This is a genomic window from Bradyrhizobium sp. SZCCHNRI1009 (assembly GCF_032487575.1).
Classification (GTDB): domain Bacteria; phylum Pseudomonadota; class Alphaproteobacteria; order Rhizobiales; family Xanthobacteraceae; genus Bradyrhizobium.
Window position 1 is genome coordinate 361,464 of record NZ_JAUEUL010000002.1, and the last position, 18,115, is coordinate 379,578.

At 65.3% G+C, this 18,115-nt stretch carries 20 protein-coding genes; 16 read left to right on the plus strand and 4 right to left on the minus strand.

All coding sequences use genetic code 11. The features are described from left to right. The first annotated feature begins 29 nt into the window (after positions 1 to 29). From QX010_RS05220 to QX010_RS05275, 12 genes are all read left to right on the plus strand, one after another. Positions 30 to 449 carry an acyl-CoA thioesterase gene (locus tag QX010_RS05220; RefSeq protein WP_315802727.1) on the plus strand — a complete coding sequence of 140 codons (420 nt, stop codon included), beginning with the start codon at positions 30 to 32 and terminating at the stop codon, positions 447 to 449. A gap of 372 nt (positions 450 to 821) precedes the next feature. Next, a complete protein-coding gene (locus tag QX010_RS05225) occupies positions 822 to 1,064 on the plus strand; it encodes a hypothetical protein (RefSeq protein ID WP_315802728.1) in 243 nt (80 codons plus the stop codon). Between the two features lie 159 nt (positions 1,065 to 1,223). After that, a complete protein-coding gene (locus tag QX010_RS05230) occupies positions 1,224 to 1,415 on the plus strand; it encodes a hypothetical protein (RefSeq protein WP_315802729.1) in 192 nt (63 codons plus the stop codon). Positions 1,416 to 1,565: 150 nt separating this feature from the next. Next, on the plus strand, positions 1,566 to 2,399 hold the full coding sequence (locus QX010_RS05235) for a DeoR/GlpR family DNA-binding transcription regulator (RefSeq protein WP_316178064.1): 834 nt from the start codon (positions 1,566 to 1,568) through the stop codon (positions 2,397 to 2,399). A 153-nt stretch (positions 2,400 to 2,552) separates the two neighbouring features. Continuing rightward, positions 2,553 to 4,106 carry a glycerol-3-phosphate dehydrogenase gene (glpD, locus tag QX010_RS05240; RefSeq protein ID WP_316178066.1) on the plus strand — a complete coding sequence of 518 codons (1,554 nt, stop codon included), beginning with the start codon at positions 2,553 to 2,555 and terminating at the stop codon, positions 4,104 to 4,106. Next, positions 4,103 to 5,185, plus strand: a complete 1,083-nt coding sequence (locus QX010_RS05245) for an ABC transporter ATP-binding protein (RefSeq protein ID WP_315802731.1) — start codon at positions 4,103 to 4,105, stop codon at positions 5,183 to 5,185. The genes glpD and QX010_RS05245 overlap by 4 nt, the downstream gene beginning before the upstream one ends. A gap of 12 nt (positions 5,186 to 5,197) precedes the next feature. Then, positions 5,198 to 6,280 carry an ABC transporter ATP-binding protein gene (locus QX010_RS05250; protein WP_315802732.1) on the plus strand — a complete coding sequence of 361 codons (1,083 nt, stop codon included), beginning with the start codon at positions 5,198 to 5,200 and terminating at the stop codon, positions 6,278 to 6,280. Positions 6,281 to 6,283: 3 nt separating this feature from the next. After that, entirely contained in the window at positions 6,284 to 7,186 is a 903-nt protein-coding gene (locus tag QX010_RS05255) for a sugar ABC transporter permease (RefSeq protein WP_316178068.1), read from the plus strand. Continuing rightward, complete coding sequence (locus tag QX010_RS05260; RefSeq protein WP_315802734.1) at positions 7,186 to 7,992, plus strand: carbohydrate ABC transporter permease; 807 nt, start codon at positions 7,186 to 7,188, stop codon at positions 7,990 to 7,992. Before QX010_RS05255 ends, QX010_RS05260 begins: the two co-directional genes overlap by 1 nt. Before the next feature lie 188 nt (positions 7,993 to 8,180). After that, a complete protein-coding gene (locus QX010_RS05265) occupies positions 8,181 to 8,510 on the plus strand; it encodes a DUF2160 domain-containing protein (RefSeq protein WP_315802735.1) in 330 nt (109 codons plus the stop codon). A 67-nt stretch (positions 8,511 to 8,577) separates the two neighbouring features. Next, positions 8,578 to 10,374, plus strand: a complete 1,797-nt coding sequence (locus QX010_RS05270; RefSeq protein WP_315802736.1) for an ABC transporter substrate-binding protein — start codon at positions 8,578 to 8,580, stop codon at positions 10,372 to 10,374. 49 nt (positions 10,375 to 10,423) lie between these two features. Continuing rightward, on the plus strand, positions 10,424 to 11,254 hold the full coding sequence (locus QX010_RS05275; protein ID WP_316178071.1) for a hypothetical protein: 831 nt from the start codon (positions 10,424 to 10,426) through the stop codon (positions 11,252 to 11,254). Here QX010_RS05275 and QX010_RS05280 read toward each other — a convergent pair. Beyond that, positions 11,243 to 12,187, minus strand: coding sequence for a tetratricopeptide repeat protein (locus QX010_RS05280; RefSeq protein WP_316178073.1), 945 nt, complete (start codon positions 12,185 to 12,187; stop codon positions 11,243 to 11,245). The two genes, QX010_RS05275 and QX010_RS05280, sit on opposite strands and share 12 nt — an antisense overlap. Before the next feature lie 251 nt (positions 12,188 to 12,438). Between QX010_RS05280 and exbB the strand changes: the two genes are divergently transcribed. From exbB to QX010_RS05295, 3 genes are read left to right on the plus strand one after another with little or no spacing between them, the layout of a single operon-like run. Further along, a complete protein-coding gene (gene exbB, locus QX010_RS05285) occupies positions 12,439 to 13,215 on the plus strand; it encodes a tonB-system energizer ExbB (protein ID WP_315802738.1) in 777 nt (258 codons plus the stop codon). A gap of 3 nt (positions 13,216 to 13,218) precedes the next feature. Next, positions 13,219 to 13,644 (plus strand): TonB system transport protein ExbD, encoded by a 426-nt coding sequence (gene exbD / locus QX010_RS05290; RefSeq protein WP_315802739.1) that lies wholly within the window; start codon positions 13,219 to 13,221, stop codon positions 13,642 to 13,644. Continuing rightward, positions 13,641 to 14,588 carry a TonB family protein gene (locus QX010_RS05295; protein ID WP_316178076.1) on the plus strand — a complete coding sequence of 316 codons (948 nt, stop codon included), beginning with the start codon at positions 13,641 to 13,643 and terminating at the stop codon, positions 14,586 to 14,588. The genes exbD and QX010_RS05295 overlap by 4 nt, the downstream gene beginning before the upstream one ends. A gap of 43 nt (positions 14,589 to 14,631) precedes the next feature. Here the strand turns inward: QX010_RS05295 and QX010_RS05300 are convergent, their stop codons facing one another. Both QX010_RS05300 and QX010_RS05305 read right to left on the minus strand, forming a co-directional pair. After that, positions 14,632 to 14,973: a hypothetical protein gene (locus tag QX010_RS05300; protein ID WP_315717331.1), complete on the minus strand. Its 342-nt coding sequence runs from the start codon at positions 14,971 to 14,973 to the stop codon at positions 14,632 to 14,634. Between the two features lie 48 nt (positions 14,974 to 15,021). Next, on the minus strand, positions 15,022 to 15,864 hold the full coding sequence (locus QX010_RS05305; RefSeq protein ID WP_315802741.1) for a hypothetical protein: 843 nt from the start codon (positions 15,862 to 15,864) through the stop codon (positions 15,022 to 15,024). 957 nt (positions 15,865 to 16,821) lie between these two features. Between QX010_RS05305 and QX010_RS05310 the strand changes: the two genes are divergently transcribed. Beyond that, positions 16,822 to 17,178: an EF-hand domain-containing protein gene (locus QX010_RS05310; protein WP_315802873.1), complete on the plus strand. Its 357-nt coding sequence runs from the start codon at positions 16,822 to 16,824 to the stop codon at positions 17,176 to 17,178. A 79-nt stretch (positions 17,179 to 17,257) separates the two neighbouring features. On the opposite strand, the gene QX010_RS05315 is transcribed toward QX010_RS05310, so the two are convergent. Then, a complete protein-coding gene (locus QX010_RS05315; RefSeq protein ID WP_315802742.1) occupies positions 17,258 to 17,890 on the minus strand; it encodes a response regulator transcription factor in 633 nt (210 codons plus the stop codon). Positions 17,891 to 18,115 lie beyond the last annotated feature (225 nt).

An 18,115-nucleotide genomic window follows, 5' to 3' on the forward strand; every position in this document is an offset into this window, starting at 1 on the left:
AACGCTCCCGCAATTGGAGACCATCCGACGTGACCGAAGCGACCGCCCATGCCGCGCCGACCGAGCCCCGCGGCGATCTCTGCATCCGCACGCTGGCGATGCCGGCGGACACCAACGCCAATGGCGACATCTTCGGCGGCTGGCTGCTCAGCCAGATGGACGTCGGCGGCGGCGTGTTCGCCGCCAAGGTCGCGAAGTCGCGCACGGTGACGGTCGCGATCGAGGCGATGAACTTCCGCAAGGCGGTCTATGTCGGCGACCTCGTGTCGGTCTACGCACATCTCGTCCGCGTCGGCCGGACGTCGATGACGGTGCGTCTCGAAGCCTGGGTGCTGCGCCGGAAAGAGGAGCAGCCGATCCTCGTCACCGACGGCAATTTCACCTACGTCTCGATCGACGACGGCGGCCGGCCGCAGCCGATCCAGCGTGATGGCGTGATCGCGACCTGATCACATTCGCGGTCGGCGGCCGCAAATAACCTCCGTTAATGCGCGGCATATGCCGCTCGCTCGGCATAGGAACCGGCATCCGGCGATGCGCGTTCATTCGAGCACGTTCGCGCGGCGTCTGCGCCGATCAATCTCGCGCGATCTACGTCCGGTCCACAGGGCAGGCGTCTTTACGATGTTTGCAAGTTCTGGTTGCTTGGATGCGCGTTGCCGCGTCTCTGCCGTATTGCGCGCTTCGAGTGGCGCGCCGGACGGACAGCAATCACGGCAGTCCGTTTCCGACCAACAAGGCAAAAAATGCCAGCCGGAAAAAATTGCCGGCACAGGGGAAATGGTGGGGGCATGTTGCGCGAACAGGGTGGGAGGAAGTCCATGTCGGACGTCGACGAGAAACTGACCTTGCAGGTGCTGAAGAAGCTGCAGCAGCGGCTCCTCCATGCCGAGCGCAGGATTGGCGTCTACGAGCATCAGCTCAGCGCGTTTCGTGAACATCACGTCGAGGTGCTGAGGGATCTGCGCACGATCTATCAGTTGCTCGGTCGGCATCAGCACTGTCTCGGCGGAGCCGATGCATCGCTGCACAAGGCGACGCTCGTCCCGGATGATCCGCACTGATTCGGCAAGGCGTCACGGCGTGAGGGCGTGCAGCGCAGCCAACATAACATCCACACAATTTCCTGTTGGCATTCACGTCGGAATAGCCGGTGCTCCCTGCACGGAACATTCGTCATGGAGCTCGGTTATACGCCCCGGAATGAACGACGGGATTGCGCAATGTCCGAAACCTATATCATCGAGGTCAGCTCCCAGGCGGCGGGGATCGTCATCCGCGACCGCGGCGGCTTTCGCTTCTTCGCGGCGTCCCATCGCTTCAATGCCCTCGAGGGCCAGGTGTTTCGCAATGCCCGCGAAGCCGAACGCGCCGCGATTCGGCTCGTGACCGGTGAGCTGAGCGCAGCCGCCTGAGCGAGCTCGGCGCACGTGGACGTAGGCCGGACTAAGGCCGCGTCTGAGCTGCTCCGGGGCGAGCGATTGCTGCGATGCGCCCAATGCTTCGCCGATTGACGCTTGACTCGATCAGCATCACCATGGTGCAGCTTGTCCTGAAAGCTTGCCATGGCCGTCCTGTCCCAACGCCAGACCGACATCCTCAACATCGCCCGCGCCTCCGGCCGCGTCATGGTGGAGGATCTCGCGCGCCGCTTCGAGGTCTCGGCCCAGACCATCCGCAAGGATCTCAACGATCTGTGCGAGCAGCGCGCGCTGACGCGCATTCATGGCGGGGCCATCATCGCCTCCGGGGTCGAGAATCTCGCCTACGAGGCGCGGCGCTTCGTCGCTGCCGACGAGAAGAAGGCGATCGGTGCGGTCGCAGCCGCGCGGATTCCGAACGGCTCCTCGCTGTTCATCAATATCGGCACCACGACGGAGGAGGTGGCGAGCGCGCTGTCGTCGCACCAGGACCTGCTCGTCATCACCAACAATCTCAACGTCGCGATGCTGCTCTATCCGCATCCGCGCATCGAGGTGATCGTGGCCGGCGGCACCGTGCGGCGCTCGGACGGCGGCGTCATCGGATCGACCGCGACGCAACTGATCGGCCAGTTCAAGGTCGACTATGCGATCATCGGCGCGTCGGCGATCGACGAGGAGGGCGCGCTGCTCGACTTCGACTATCGCGAGGTCCAGGTTGCGCAAGCCATCATCGCCAATGCCCGCAGCGTGATGCTGGTCGCCGATTCCACCAAGCTCCACCGCAGCGCGCCGGTGCGCATCGCCCATCTCAGCCAGATCCAGACCTTCGTCACCGACCGCCCCCTGCCGGACGGACTGGCCAGCCTCTGCCATAGCCGCGGCATCGAGGTGGTCTCGGCGATGCCCGCCGACGATGCCGACGACGCCGCAGAGGCAACCGAAACGGCGGGGTCCGCCGTGCTCCGCCGCGCCTGACTTTCCGCCACTCTCGCAGGCTCCTTGATCCCGGTTTGGGCAGCTTTTGCCCAACCGCGGCCCAACATGCGAATTTCGATTTGCTTTCACTTTCGTTTGTGTTTAACTCGAAACCGAAAGTGAAATCGCCGCAGTCAAGGCGATTGCCGGGGGATGCGTCTGTTGGAGCGGATCTACGACCTCGCCATTGTCGGAGGCGGCGTGAACGGTTGCGGCATCGCGCGCGATGCGGCCGGACGCGGAAATTCCGTTTTCCTGTGTGAAATGAACGATCTGGCGAGCGGGACCTCGTCCTGGTCGACCAAGCTCGTGCATGGCGGCCTGCGCTATCTCGAATATTACGAGTTCCGGCTGGTCCGCGAGGCGCTGATCGAGCGCGAAGTCCTGTGGCAGATCGCGCCCCATATCATCCGTCCGCTGCGCTTCGTGCTGCCGCATCATTCGGGGCTGCGCCCGGCCTGGCTGCTGCGCCTCGGCCTGTTCCTCTATGACCATCTCGGCGGCCGCAAGCTGCTGCCGCCGACGCGGTCGGTGAACCTGCGCAGCGACGAGGTCGGCCGCCCCTTGATCCCCGGGCGCTACAGCAAGGGCTTCGAATATTCCGACTGCTTCGTCGACGATGCGCGCCTGGTCGTGCTGACCGCTCGGGATGCCGCCGATCGCGGCGCCGTCATCCGCACCCGCACGCGTGCGACCGAGATCCATCAGGATGGCAGCCACTGGCTGGTCACGACCGAGAACACGCAGACCGGCGAGCGCGAGACCATCAAGGCGCGCGCGCTGGTCAATGCCGCCGGTCCCTGGGTCGAGCAGGTGCTGGCGACCGGCGCCGGCGTCAATGCGAAAGCGAAGGTGCGGCTGGTGCAGGGCTCGCACATCGTGGTGCGCAAGCTCTACGATCACGACCGCGCCTACATCTTCCAGAACGCCGACGGCCGCATCATCTTCGCCATTCCCTATCAGCAGGATTTCACGCTGATCGGCACCACCGATCGCGACTATCAGGGTGATCCGGCCAAGGTGAAGGCGACCGACGAGGAGATCGCCTATCTCTGCGCCGCGCTCGGGGAATATCTCGCCAAGCCGGTGACGCCGGCCGACGTTGTGTGGAGCTATTCCGGCGTGCGGCCGCTCTATGATGACGGCGCCAGCGAGGCCAAGGCAGCGACCCGCGACTACGTATTCGAGCTCGATACGCCCGGCGGCTTGCCGCTGCTGTCGATCTATGGTGGCAAGATCACCACCTACCGGCGCCTGTCGGAAGAGGCGCTGGAGCGTCTTGCGCCCTATCTGAAAGGGGGCGACGCGGAGGAAGGCTGGACCGGCAAGGCGCCGCTGCCCGGCGGCGACATGAAGGTCTCGGCCGTCGGGCCGTTGATTGCGGATCTCTGCAAGACCTTTCCGTTCCTGTCGGATGCACATGCGAAGCGCATCGCCCATGCCTACGGCACGCGGGCTGCGGCCATGCTCGCCGGTGCGACATCTTTGGCCGATCTCGGCCAGGACTTCGGTGGCACCTTGACGGAGCGTGAAGTCAGGTACCTGATGACGGACGAGTGGGCGTTGACGGCCGAGGACATCGTGTGGCGTCGATCGAAGCTGGGGTTGCGGATGTCGGCGGCTGAGATCGCCGCCCTCGAGGCGTGGATCACAGCCAATCGCGAGCGCTCCACTTTGCCGGCGCGTGAGGCGGGAGGACGCGCATGAGCGTCACGCTCGATCACGTCTCCCGAATTGTCGACGGCGTGACCACCATTCGCGACGTCTCGCTGACCTTGCAGCGCGGCACGCTGAGCGTGCTGCTCGGGCCGACGCTGTCCGGCAAGACCTCGATCATGCGGCTGCTCGCCGGCCTCGACAAGCCGACCACCGGCCGCGTGCTGGTCGACGGCAAGGACGTCACCGGCGCCGATGTGCGGCAGCGCTCGGTCGCGATGGTCTATCAGCAATTCATCAACTATCCCTCGCTGACGGTCTATGAGAACATCGCCTCGCCGCTGCGCGTGCAGGGCAAGTCGCGCCAGGAAATCGAGAAGCGCGTGGCGGAAGCGGCCCGGCTGCTCCGGCTCGAGCCCTATTTGAAGCGTACGCCGCTGCAGCTCTCCGGCGGCCAGCAGCAGCGCACCGCGATCGCACGCGCCCTGGTCAAGGGGGCCGACCTCGTGCTGCTGGACGAGCCGCTCGCCAATCTCGATTACAAGCTGCGCGAGGAGCTGCGCACCGAGCTGCCGCGCATCTTCGAAGCCTCGGGCGCAATCTTCGTCTACGCCACCACCGAGCCGTCGGAGGCGCTGCTGCTCGGTGGCCGCACCATCTGCATGTGGGAAGGGCAGGCGCTGCAGGCCGGCGATACCGCGGCCGTGTATCGCCGACCCGATACCTTGCGTGTCGGCCAGGTGTTCTCGGACCCGCCGATGAACACGGTCGAGATCCAGAAGCGCGGCGAGAGCGTGGAGTATGCCGGTGGAGTCAAGGCGCCGGCGGTCGGCCTCTATGCCGATCTGTCCGATGGCGCCTACCGCGTGGGCTTCCGCCCGCATCAGCTCGGGCTTGGCAAAGGCGACGGCAGCCACGGCCGCCATGCCTTTCCCGCGATCGTCTCGGTCACCGAGATCACGGGATCGGAGAGCTTCGTGCATCTGACGCGCGACGGCATGAACTGGGTCGCCGTGCTGCACGGCGTCCATGAATATGAGCCCGGCGAGATCCTCGACGCGGTGCTCGATCCGTCCAATGTGTTCGTGTTCGACGCCGGCGACCGCCTGGTCGCCGCGCCGGCGATCTGAGGGAGATGCCGCATGGCCCGCATTGACCTCGTCGATCTCGCCCACGCCTACAACGGCAACAGCGGCGATATCGAGAGCTACGCGCTGAAGCCGGTGACGATGACCTGGCGCCAGGGCGGCGCCTATGCGCTGCTCGGCCCGTCCGGCTGCGGCAAGACCACCTTGCTCAACCTGATCTCGGGCATTCTCACGCCCTCGCACGGCAAGATCCTGTTCGACGGCACCGACATCACCAAAGCCTCGACCCGTGAGCGCAATATCGCGCAGGTGTTCCAGTTCCCGGTGATCTACGACACGATGACGGTCGGCGAGAACCTCGCCTTTCCGCTCAAGAACCGCGGCGTGCCCAAGGCCGAGATCGACAAGCGCGTCGCCGAGATCGCGCGTCTCCTCGATCTGACTCCGGACCTCAACCGCAAGGCGACACGGCTCACCGCCGACGCCAAGCAGAAGATCTCGCTCGGCCGCGGCCTGGTGCGCTCCGATGTCGCCGCCGTCTTGTTCGACGAGCCGCTGACCGTGATCGATCCCGAGCTGAAATGGCAGCTGCGTTCGAAACTGAAGGCGCTGCATCGCGAGCTCGACCTGACGATGATCTACGTCACCCACGACCAGACCGAGGCGCTGACCTTCGCCGACACCGTCGTCGTCATGCATGACGGCCGCGTGGTGCAGAGCGGCACGCCGGCAGAGCTGTTCGACAAGCCGGCGCATACCTTCGTCGGGTACTTCATCGGCTCACCGGGCATGAACATCCTCTCCGCCGAGGTGAAGGGACGCGAGGCCCGCATCGACGGTCACACGCTGACGCTGTCGCGCAGCTACGACGCGCTGCCGGCCGGAGCCAAGATCGAGATCGGCGTCCGTCCGGAATTCGTCGATGTCGCGCAGCCCGGACCCGGCCTGCTCGATGCCAATATCGAGCGCGTCGACGATCTCGGCCGCATCCGCTTCGCGCGCGTCCGTGTCGGCGACGTCAAGTTCGCCGCGCGACTGCCGGCCGGCTTCTCGCCGCAGGGCTCCGCGATCGGGCTGAAGTTCAATCCAGCCTATGTCCACGTCTACGCCGACAGCCGTCTCGTCGAGGGAGCCTGAGTGATGGACAAGACCATCAACAACAAGGCCTGGTTCCTGGTGCTGCCGGTGTTCCTGCTGGTGGCGTTCTCCGCCATTCTGCCGCTGATGACGGTGGTGAACTATTCGATGCAGGACACCTTCGGCAACAACCAGTTCTTCTGGAACGGTGTCGGCTGGTTCAAGGAGCTGCTCGATCCCTCGACCGACCTCGGCGGCCGCTTCCTCGCCTCGCTGTGGCGCAACCTGATCTTTTCCGGCGCAATTCTCGCCATCCAGGTCCCGCTCGGCATCGTGATCGCGCTGGCGATGCCGCGGCAGGGCTGGACCGTGGCGTTCGCACTGGTCGTGCTGGCATTGCCGCTGTTGATTCCGTGGAACGTTGTCGGAACCATCTGGCAGATCTTCGGGCGTCCCGACATCGGCCTGCTCGGCTATGTGCTCAACGCCATCGGCCTCGACTACAACTACGTCTCCAACGAGGCTGACGCCTGGTTCACCGTCATCCTGATGGATGTCTGGCACTGGACCAGCCTGGTGGCGCTCCTATGCTACTCCGGCCTCAAATCGATCCCGGACGCCTACTACCAGGCGGCCCAGATCGACGGCGCCTCGCGCTGGGCGGTGTTCACCGCGATCCAGCTGCCGAAGATGCACCGCGTGCTGCTGATCGCCGTGCTGCTGCGCTTCATGGACAGCTTCATGATCTATACCGAGCCGTTCGTGGTCACCGGCGGCGGCCCGGGCAATTCCACCACCTTCATCTCGATCGAGCTGGTCAAGATCGCGCTCGGCCAGTTCGACCTCGGCAAGGCCGCGGCGCTGTCGCTGGTCTACAATCTGATCATCCTGATCGTCTGCTGGGTGTTCTACACCATCATGACCAATGCCGGCGCCGAGCGCCGGCCGGTGGAAGGGGGCGCGTGATGAACACGATTCCGGGCCGCCGAATCATCATCTCGCTGTTCCTGGTCTTCCTGCTGTTGCCGATCTATTGGCTCGTCAACATGAGCTTCAAGACCAACACCGAGATCGTCTCGACCATGACGCTGTGGCCGCATCAGCCGACCATCGCGAATTACATGCGCATCTTCACCGACGAGAGCTGGTATTCCGGCTACATCAACTCGTTGAAATACGTCGTCATCAACACGGTGATCTCGATTGCCGTAGCGCTGCCGGCGGCCTACGCCTTTGCGCGCTACCGCTTCCTCGGCGACAAGCATCTGTTCTTCTGGCTGCTGTCGAACCGCATGGCGCCGGCCGCGGTCTATGCGCTGCCGTTCTTCAATCTCTACTCGGCGATCGGGCTGTTCGATACGCCCTGGGCGGTGGCGCTGGCCCATTGCATCTTCAACATCCCGCTCGCGGTCTGGATTCTCGAGGGCTTCGTCTCGTCCGTGCCGCGCGAGATCGACGAGACGGCGTTTCTGGACGGCTACTCGTTTCCGCGCTTCTTCATCAAGATCCTGGTGCCGCTGATCGCCAGCGGCATCGGCGTGGCGGCGTTCTTCTGCTTCATGTTCTCCTGGGTCGAACTCCTGCTGGCACGCACGCTGACGGCGACCGAAGCCAAGCCGATCTCGGCGATCATGACGCGAACCGTGTCTGCCGCCGGCATGGACTGGGGCCTGCTCGCCGCCGCCGGCGTGCTGACCATCATCCCCGGCGCGCTCGTGATCTGGTTCGTCCGCAACTACATCGCGCGCGGCTTCGCGCTGGGGCGGGTGTGATGATGATTTCATGTCGCCGCAGTCTCCGCTCCACTTCTCCCGCCTGCGGGGGAGGTCGCGTCGCATCGTCAGATGCGATGCGGGTGGGGGCCTCTGTCCTCTCGGGCAGTTCGACTCGCGGCGCCCCCACCCCACCCCTCCCGCGCAAGCGGGGGAGGGGGGCCGCTACCGCCTGGAGTCACTGAGCCATGGACAACATCGCATGGATGGCATGGACCCTGCCGACAGCAATCTTCTTCGCCGCGCTGGCCTGCACGCTGGTCGTCATGACCTGGCTCGCGGCCCGCTACCCCGAGGCCGAGCGGGTCGGAGTGCTGCGCATTCCGACCACGCGCGGCGATCGTCTGTTCATCTCGCTGATCTTGGCGGCGATCATCCATCTTGCCTGGATCGGCCTGGTCGGCACCGACACGATTACGACCTTGCCGATCGGCGAGGAAGGGTTTGAGGTTTCGAGCCTGTGGCTCGCAACCGCAATTTCGCTTGCGTCCGCCGTTGCGATCTTTCGCACCGTCTGACGCAAGTGAAAAGGGGCAGATCCGGGGGCAACCCGGACCTGGAATATTGTCGCTCAAGGAGGAAAGCATGCGACACTTGAAGCCTAGGAAGCATCACTTGACCAAGGCCCGCTACCTCGCGATGACCAGCGCCGCAGCGCTGTTTGCCGCGGGCATGACGATGTCCGTTCCGGCAAAGGCCGACGAGGCCGCCGCAAAGAAGTGGATCGACAGCGAGTTCCAGCCGTCGACGCTCTCGAAGGACGACCAGATGAAGGAAATGCAGTGGTTCATGAAGGCCGCTGAACCCTTCAAGGGCATGGAGATCAACGTTGTCTCCGAGACGCTGACAACCCACGAATACGAGTCCAAGACTCTGGCAAAGGCGTTCGAAGAGATCACCGGCATCAAGGTCAAGCACGACATCATCCAGGAAGGTGACGTCGTCGAGAAGATCCAGACCCAGATGCAGTCCGGCAAGAATGTCTATGACGGCTGGATCAACGACTCCGATTTCATCGGCACCCACTTCCGCTACGGCCAGGCCGTCGACCTGACGGACTGGATGGCGAAGGACGCCAAGGACGTCACCGATCCGATGCTCGACGTCAACGACTTCATCGGCAAGTCCTTCACCACCGCGCCCAACGGCCATTTGTATCAGCTGCCCGACCAGCAGTTCGCCAACCTGTATTGGTTCCGCTACGACTGGTTCACCAACCCGGACTACAAGGCCAAGTTCAAGGCCAAGTATGGCTACGACCTCGGCGTGCCGGTGAACTGGTCGGCCTACGAGGACATCGCCGAGTTCTTCACCAACGACATCAAGGAGATCAACGGCGTCCGAGTCTATGGCCACATGGACTACGGCAAGAAGGATCCCTCGCTCGGCTGGCGTTTCACCGACGCCTGGCTGTCGATGGCCGGTAACGGCGACAAGGGCCTCCCGAACGGCCTGCCGGTCGACGAATGGGGCATCCGCATGGAAGGTTGCCGTCCGGTCGGCTCCTCGGTCGAGCGCGGCGGCGACGTCAACGGACCTGCCGCAGTCTATTCGATCGTCAAGTATCTCGACTGGATGAAGAAGTATGCTCCGCCGCAGGCCCAGGGCATGACCTTCTCGGAATCCGGCCCGGTGCCGTCGCAGGGCAACATCGCTCAGCAGATCTTCTGGTACACCGCCTTCACCGCCGACATGGTCAAGCCCGGCCTGCCGGTGATGAACGCCGACGGAACGCCGAAGTGGCGCATGGCTCCGTCGCCGCACGGCTCCTACTGGAAGGACGGCATGAAGCTCGGCTATCAGGACGTGGGATCGTTGACGCTCCTGAAGTCCACGCCGGTCGATCGCCGCAAGGCGGCCTGGCTCTATCTGCAGTTCATCGTCTCGAAGACGGTGTCCTTGAAGAAGAGCCATGTCGGTCTGACCTTCATCCGTGAATCGGACATCTGGGACAAGTCGTTCACCGAGCGCGCGCCGAAGCTCGGCGGCTTGATCGAGTTCTACCGCTCGCCCGCGCGCGTGCAGTGGACCCCGACCGGCAACAACGTGCCCGACTATCCGAAGCTCGCGCAGCTGTGGTGGCAGAACATCGGCGATGCGTCGTCCGGTGCGAAGACGCCGCAGCAGGCGATGGACGCACTCGCAGCCGCGCAGGACTCCGTGCTCGAGCGTCTTGAGAAGTCCAAGGTCCAGGGCGACTGCGGGCCGAAGCTGAACAAGAAGGAGTCGGCCGAGTACTGGTTCAACAAGTCGGCGAAGGACGGCAACATCGCTCCGCAGCGCAAGCTCGCGAACGAGAAGCCGAAGGGCGAGACGATCGACTACGACACGCTGATCAAGTCGTGGCCGGCGTCGCCTCCGAAGCGCGCCGAGGCGAAATAGCAACCTCTCCTTCGGACGACCGGCGACAGGTCGGTCGTCCCCGGGGAGTTTGGAAGGCCGGGAGCAATCCCGGCCTTCTTCTTTTTCGTTGACTTGTTCGGTCGTGCGAGTTCGGATCTGGATGCCAGTGGCCCGGATGAGACCGGGTCGAGCTCTGGAATTTGCGATGCGCATGATCTTTCGCTGCGACCCCGTCCTTGCGGATCACCTGCTGCGACCGGTGCCGGCCCGAACCATGCTGCCGGAATGGTTGCGCCAGATGCCGGCCTCGGCGCATTCGGAGCTTCACGGGCGCGACATCCGCACGGTCAAGCAGTGTCCCCCCTTCGTCGACGCGATGGCCTATGGCGTGACGATTCTGCTGCCCTGCGACGTCAGGGTCGAGCGCGGCGCATTCGCCTGGGAATGGGACATTCCGGCGCCGGCGACCAAGGGACATCCGCGTGCGCCGTTGAGCTTTCATGTCGCGGCCCAATTGGCCGGTGCGCCGTTTGCGTCGGACAAGCAGGCGGCCATCAAGTTCAATTCCTTCTGGACGATCGAGTGCGACGCCGGGTGGTCGCTGTTCGCGACGCATCCGATCAACCGCGAGGACCTGCCGTTCCGGACCCTGTCGGGCCTGGTCGATGCGGATCGCTTCCACGACGGCGGCATCAATTTTCCGGCGCTCTGGCTGGATCCAGATTTCACCGGCATTCTGGCCAGGGGAACGCCGGTGGCGCAATGCTTCGCCGTATTGCGCGAGCCGCCGCAGCTCGTGTTCGAGCCGCTCGACGATGCGCAGCGGGAGACGTATGCCGGGACGGTCGCCGAGGTGCTCGCGACACCCAACGTGTACCGCAAGAAATTTCGCGCACGCCGCGGCCGCCTAACCAGCTGAGTTCAGGGCGCGCTTCAACGCGGCAGGGTCGATCCAAAGTCGGCCATGCGGAGCCGAGGTGAGCGCCATGGCGATGGCCCCGAACATCTGTGGGCGAAGCCGATAGGCACAAGCATAGGCCTGCATGGCCGCGTCGGGGTCGCCGCTCTCCTGCAGGACGATGCCGAGATTGAGCGCCGCTTCGGCGTGATCCGGCCTTATCGCCAGTACGCGGCGATAGGCTGCGGCAGCTCCCGCGAGATCCGCAACATCCTGTCGCACGAGGCCGAGATCGAACCAGACCGAGGCCGGCGCGGCCGGGTTGGCTGCGCGTTCGAGAACGGTCCGTGCCGTATCGAAGTCGCCGTTCTCCCAGGACAGGCGTCCGAGCCGCGCTAGCGCTTCGTCGTGCTCCGGCATGACCTTGAGAATCGCCAGCCAAGCGGCCCGCGCCTGGGCTGCCATTCCCGCCTGATCGAGAATGCGAGCTTTTTCGATGAAGACCTCGCGGCGGGGTGACAGCGCGATGGCGCGGTCGACATGGGCGAGCGCGGGCTCGAAATCCTTCGCCACCCGCGCGATGCGCGCGGCAAGCAGCCGAGCTGCGGCATGGTCCGGCCGGCGGGCCAGACTGGCCTCGATGCGCAACCGTGCGGCGGCGTTGTCCTCGACCGCGAACAGCACTGCGGCAAGCAGATGGCTCAACATCGGTTCGTCTGGACTTTGCTTCAAGCCCGTTTCGCACAGCCGTTGCGCCTCTGCCGCGCGCCCTGCGTTGAAGGCGGCCGTGGCGCGGCGTGCGATCTCTTCGGTGGTCTCGCTCATATTCACGATCATATACGGTCGGGCCGGACAACTGAACTCGGGTGCCGGCTCCGGACTCATCGTCCGCGGTGATGCGAGCGGTGCCCTCGCCGGCTCGAGCTGGGCGAACTTGAGGCCGATGCGCACCACCGTAGCGCAGCAACCGCTCGCGCCCGTTCCATCCGGGAATTCTTCCCATCGGCCTGGGGACATATTCCATGAGGCAAGTGTCTTGAAGCTGCCGAGAACAGGCGGCACTCTCGGCTTGCGAACAGTGCAGCCGTTCCATTGCAGCTCTGCCCGGGTATCAAAACCAAGAGCCCTCCGGGGAGAACGGTGGACGGCACGGGGCTCCGCGGCTGCATCGAGGACCCCCAAGGTCCCTTACAGGGAGTACGGCCATGGATCAGGCGCACATCGCCAATATCGCGAGCACGCTGCCGGAGGCGTTGTCGCCCTGGACCATGTTCATGCAGGCCGACATCGTCGTGAAGTCGGTGATGATCGGCTTGGCGTTAGCCTCGGTGGCAACCTGGACGGTGCTGGTCGTCAAGACCATTCAGCTCCGCTCGGCGCTGCGCACGGCCCGCGGCGCGCTCGGCATCACCATGGCGGCCCGCTCCTTGGCCGATGCGACAGGACGCATTTCGGCCGATGAGGGTGTCGTCGGCCGACTTCTCGCCCTGGCCGACGACGAGATCGACAAGTCGCGCGGCCTGCCTGCCGACGGCATCAAGGAGCGTGTCTCCTGGCAGTTCGAGCGGATCGAGGCGGCGGCGGTGGCGCGCATCGGCCGCGGCATCGGCATTCTCGCCACCGTCGGCGCCGTCGGCCCGTTCGTCGGCCTGTTCGGCACGGTCTGGGGCATCATGAACAGCTTCATCGGCATCTCGCATGCGCATACGACCAACCTCGCGGTGGTGGCGCCGGGCATCGCGGAAGCGCTGCTCGCGACCGCCTTCGGCCTCGCCGCCGCGATTCCCGCGGTCGTGATCTACAACCTGTTCGCGCGCGCCACCGGCGGCTATCGCGCCGTCATCGCCGATGCATCGGTGGCGGTGATGCGGCTGCTGAGCCGCGATCTCGACCGGCAGCATGCGGGGCCCGCCGAGGCGCGGCGCAGCGCCATCCGCGCGGTCGAGGCGCCGATGCTGTCGATCGCCAATCCGGCGGAGTGAGCCATGGCCGTCAAGCTCGCCCGGCGCACCGACGAGTTCGAGGAGACGCACGACATCAACGTGACGCCGTTCATCGACGTCATGCTGGTGCTCCTGATCATCTTCATGGTCGCCGCGCCGCTCGCCACGGTCGACGTCCCGGTCAACCTGCCGGCGATCTCGGCCGAGCCGCAGCCGCGCGCGGAGACGCCGGTCTTCGTCACCTTCAAGGCCGACCGCTCGCTCGCCGTCGGCGACCAGAGCGTGGCGCAGGCCGACATCGCCGCCTCGCTCGATGCCGCCACCAAGTCCGATCATGAGCAGCGCGTGCTGCTGCGCGCCGATCAGACGCTGCCCTATGGCGAGGTGATGGCGCTGATGAACACGTTGCGCCGCGCCGGCTATACCAAGGTCGCACTCGTCGCACTGGAAGACCGGGGCGCGCAGTGAGCGTCCTGACGCTCGATCCGTTCGAACACGAGCAGCGCCGTGAGCGGACGCTGTGGACCATCGCTGCGCTGGTGGTGGCCGCGCTGCATGTCGGGCTCGCCGTCGGCTATCTGCTGCTGCGCCCCGCGCCGCAGGGGCGTGCCCAGGCGCCGGCCTTCGACGTCGTGTTCACCCCGGCGGTGGTGAGCGAGCCGGCGCCGACGGCGCAGGATGCGCCGGCGTCCGAGCCAACGTCGGCGGAGCCGCCGAAGGAAGAGCAGGTGAAGGACGAGCCGGTCGCGCGTGAGGCCGTCGCTGAGCCTGTCCCGCCGGCTCCCTCCGAGCCGGAGCCGCAGGTCGTGGCCCAGCCTGACCTGGAGCCGGATGTCATTCCCTCGCCGGAGCCCGCGCCGCAGGTCGCCCTCGCGCCCGAGCCGCCGCGTGCGGACGATGTCGTTCTGCCGCCGCCGCCACCACCAAAACCGATCGAGGCGAAGCCGCCGGAGCCGAAGCCCGTTCCCGTGCCCGAGCGTGTCGAGCGCAAGCCGGTCGAGAAGAAGGAAACGAAGGAGCGGGCCGAGAGGAAGTCCGCACCGCCGAAGCCGGCTGCGGCGCCGGCGGCCCGGCCTTCACGGGTCGCGTCGGCGCCCAATCCCGGCGAGGACAGCGTCGGGGCGCGCGAGGGCCAGGCCAGTTGGAACGCCGAGGTGGTGGCGCAGATCCGCCGCGCCGCGGCCTATCCCTCCGACGGCAATGGCGCGAGCGGCACCGTCATGCTGAACGTCGTGATCGATCGCAACGGACGACTCTTGTCGCGACGGCTCGCCGGCAGCTCGGGCTCGCCGGCGCTGGACCGCGCGGCGATGGGCATCATCGAACGCGCCGCGCCGTTTCCGCGGTTTCCGCCGGCGATGGCTCAGGCGCAGGTCTCGCGCACGGTGCCGCTGCATCTGAGGCCGCGCTGAACGCGGCGCCATCCGGAGCTACGTCCGGTGGCGCTCCGTCCCGCTATTTGCTGCACTCGGTCAGATCCGTATCGCGCACGACGAACTGCGCGCCTTCCTTGAGCTCGATGTTCTTGGCGACGCAGGTGCGGCCGCCCTTTTCGGACAGCTTGATGTCGTAGCGGCCGGACTTCACGCCGACCAAGGTCATGCGTTCGTTGTGGTCGACCTCGCCCTCGTCGTCGTTCTTGCACTGGTCGGCGCCCCAGGTCTTGGTGCCCGCGGCCGCCAGGTACATCTTCACGATGGTCTGGCCGGTGCGATTGAGAAAGCGCGGGCCGTCCTCGGCGGACGCGGCGGAGCCGGCCAGCATGAGAAGCGCGCAGGCGGTGACGAGGCGACGCATGACGAGTGTCCTTTTCTTATGATTGGTCACGGGATGAAGGCGCGCGGATCAGAAATCCTTGCCGATGCTGGTCTTGACGGCGAGGCCGCGCGAGGCGTTGGTCAGGCCGTAGCCGAGGCCGAAGCTGAGCTCGAAGCCCTTGAAGCGGGTGTCGGCGACTGCGTAGAGCGTCTGCATCTGCTGATTCCAGGGCAGGATGTAGCCGAACGGTCCGAGATTGGAGAAATGCTCGATGCCGACGGTCCAGCGGTCGCTGAGGCGCTTGACGAAGCGCACCGACGGCTCGAACGCCGAGCCGGCGCCGTCGATGCCGAAGGTCATGTTGGCGTTGAAGATGAGCTGATAGTCGTTGGGCAGGTTGACGCCGATGATCGGCGTGAACATCTGCGCCACCCGCGGCGTGGCCTCCTGGACGAAGCGCGGCGCGCCGGGCTGGCCGGCGCCGGCCTTGTTGGCGACCCACAGATCGGGGGTGAGGCCGCCCTGCGGCGCCAGGATGGTGCGTGAGACCAGGCCGATGAAGACGGTGCGCTCGAGCCGGTCGCCCTGGATGAAGGTCTGGCGGATGGTGACGCCGCCGGACTGGAATGAATAGCCGGGCACGCCATTGTCCATCACGTTGCCCAGCGCCATCGGCACATTGGTGCGGGCAAAGGCGTAAGGCGAGGTCAACGCGATCTCGTACCATTCGGTCGGCGAGTAGCCGATCTCGGTCTCGCCGGTGACCGCACGCTGCGGCACGCGGCGTCCGCCGTTCTGTTGCGGATTGAAAGTCGTCAGATAGCCGAAGCGCTGCTCGACCTGGAAATGTCCGGGCGAGGCGGGGTCATTGCCCTGGATCTCCTCGGCCGCTGCGCCGAACGGCGCGAGCACGAGAGCACCGGCAGCCATGTACAATCGCGATCGTCTTCTTGCACTCCTGGCGATGCCGTTCGGCTGCATGTCCCCGCGCTCCCTTCAACTGATGAGCTAACGAGTCGCCGGGGCGAAAACATGCGGGCCTGTCGGCTGAAAGATGACGCGATCGGGAAACGATCAGTCGTTGAATGCCGCATTTGCTCCGGCCTTTCCTGTTTCGGTGAGGAATAGGGATGTTTTGGCAAGTCGAACGGGACATTTTGACCGAGACAATATGGCGGCCATTTCGCGAGTGAATCTCAACACGGTGATGAATGTGGCGTGTTGCAAACACATTGAGGTCATAGAGCGAGGAAAACATCGGTTGCAGCATGCATTGCTGATCGCCGGATCAGCCAGAGAATGGACACGCCCGTGCTTCACACACCCGGTCATCGCCGCCGCTTGTCCGCTCAGCCGATGCCGCTCGGGCTGATAGTCGCGCTCCTCCTGTCCACGCTGCTGCCGGACGGACGCGCCTTCGCGGAGGAGACGCTGCGGGACCAATTGGAAGCCTGGTGGAGTCAAACCCACGCCGGCAAGAGAAGTCAGGTTGGGCAAGCCCAACACGCGTTGTCGGGGAGCGATGCCAAATCCGCAAGGCATGTCGCCAAGCGCAGACGCCACGTCGCCAACGCCCGGGCCGAGGCGGAGGGAGGCACCTTCGACCACGATAGCGGTCCGCGTCGCGACCGTCCGGGGAGATATTTCCTGCACGGACCGAGGTTCTAGTCCCGACGCTCTTGCGGGAATTTCTCGGGCGTCGCGTTCTTGCACTTGCGAAATGACAGGGCCTCCCATACGTCAAAGCGATGTGTGGCGCGTTGCCGATGAAACCAGCGACGCTCGCATACGTTGTTTTCGTGCCCTTCATCGCCGCCCCTCGGACGGCGGAGACAAAGGATCAATTCGATGAATTGGAAACTGATGATGACGGCCGCCGCCGTCGGCATGGCCGCGATCGTCGGCACGTCGACGATGGCTGTCAGTGCACCGGCCCCTTCGAAGCTGCTGACCGCGATCGACCCCGACAAGGACGGCACCGCCGACATGAGCGAGGTCCGCACGGCCGCCGGCGCGCTGTTCGATCGTCTCGATCGCGACCATGACGGCACGCTCGACGCCAAGGAGCTGCGCGGCCGCGTTTCGGCCAAGGATCTCAAGGCCGCGGATCCGGACAATGACGGCACGCTGACCAAGGACGAGTATCTCGCGCTGGTGGAAGGCCGCTTCAAGGCGGCCGATCCTGACAACGACGGCACGCTCGATTCGAAAGAGCTGAAGTCGGTCGCCAAGCTGCTGAAGTGAGGCGCCGTCCGTATCGGACGCGACCAGGACATGGACTCACGGGGCCTGCGACGGGAGACTGTCGCAGGCCCCTCGCGTTTCAGCTCGGGCGGGACATTTCCACTGCGAGACGAACCAGGTCGGGCAGGCTGCGGGCCCCGAGCTTCTGCCGCAGCCGGTAGGTCAGGTTGATGACGGTCTTGTAGCTGATGCCGAGATGGTCGGCGATCGCCTGATAGGATTTCGCCTCGGCCAGCAGCGCCAGCGCCTGGCGCTCGCGCGGGGTCAGCGCAGGGGCAGCCATGCCGTCGGGGTCGGCGCGGAGCAGGGCGATGCGGGTGGCGAGCTGCGGATCGAGATAGGTGCCGCCGGCGCGCACCTGCTCCAACGCCTTGGGCAGCTCGTGCGGCGGCGCGTCCTTCAGCAGATAGCCGCTGGCGCCGGCGTCGATCGCCGAGCGGACGATGCGCGGATCGGCATGCATGCTGAAGACCAGGATCCGGGCGCGGGGATCGTGCGACCGCATGCGTTCGATCAGACGGATGCCGCCGAGCTCCTGCCCGTGCAGACGCAGATCGACGATCGCGACGTCCGGCCGGTCACGGACATAGGCGTCGTACCCGCTGTCGGCATCGTGTGCCTCGGACAGCGAGCGGATCCCGGCTTCGTTCAGCAGCCAGCGGCAGGCCGTGATCACGACCGGGTGGTCGTCGACGAGAAGAACGCGATACATCCGACGTCGTCTTGCCCCTATGGCGCCGACGGCGCCGATGCTTCCCTCTACCAATGAGTTCCCTTGCAAACCAGGATCGGGTGCAACAGTGCGGCCGAGTCTGGGAGAGAGCCCGGCGAATTGATCTCCACTTTCCGGATCCGGGAAGATTGTCCCTAGGGGCCGAAGAATATTGCCCGTTGCGACGAACTGGACGGCTGTTTACGAATGTTAAGGTTCGTAAAC